Origin of the sequence: Streptomyces sparsogenes subsp. cuspidosporus, assembly GCF_039532705.1 — a bacterium.
GTDB classification, from domain to species: Bacteria; Actinomycetota; Actinomycetes; order Streptomycetales; family Streptomycetaceae; genus Streptomyces; species Streptomyces sparsogenes.
This window is the reverse complement of sequence record NZ_BAAASD010000149.1, coordinates 1-640: the sequence shown is the minus strand read 5'-3', so window position 1 is coordinate 640 and position 640 is coordinate 1. Positions and strand designations below refer to the sequence as shown.

Here is a 640-nt window from a genome sequence, read left to right as displayed (position 1 = left end):
GCCCGCTTCCTGCGCTACTGCCACCACGCCGACCCACTCATCGCGGATCTGTGTGAACTTCTCATCGGTACTGGCATGCGCAAAGGGGAAGCGCTCGCCCTCCACTGGCACGATGTCCACCTCAACCAAGGCGTGCTGCACGTCCGTTACACCCTCTCGGCCATCAACAACGCCCGCCTGGTCATCACCTCACCCAAAACCCGCAGCAGCAAAGACTGGATCGCCATCTCCCCGCGCGTGGCAGCCGCTCTCACACGCCGCGCAGCCGACGCACCGCAGTCAGCATTGGCCAACCGCTCCGACGATCCGTTCACCGGACTGGTCTTCTGCCGCCCCGACAGCCACCCGCTACGGCCTCAGACCGTCCTGGACCGCTTCCGCCGACGGGCCAAAGAAGCCGGAGTCCCCCGCATCACCCTGCACGACCTGCGACACCTCGCCGCCACCCTCTCCATCACCGCGGGCACCCCACTCACCGTCGTCTCCAAAACCCTGCGACACTCCACCCTCTCCACCACCGCCAACCTCTACAGCCACCTCACCCAGCAAGCCGCCCACGACGCCGTAGACGCCATCGACACCGCACTGACCCAAGCCGACCCCACCGCCGATAGCCATCCACACTGGCCCGCCTGGCTGC

General features: G+C 66.7%; 1 protein-coding gene. It reads left to right on the top strand.

The window, feature by feature from the left end; all coding sequences use genetic code 11:
- Positions 1-75: 75 nt before the first annotated feature.
- A partial coding sequence (locus tag ABFY07_RS42795; RefSeq protein WP_346179626.1) for a site-specific integrase occupies positions 76-640 on the top strand: 565 nt, incomplete at its 3' end.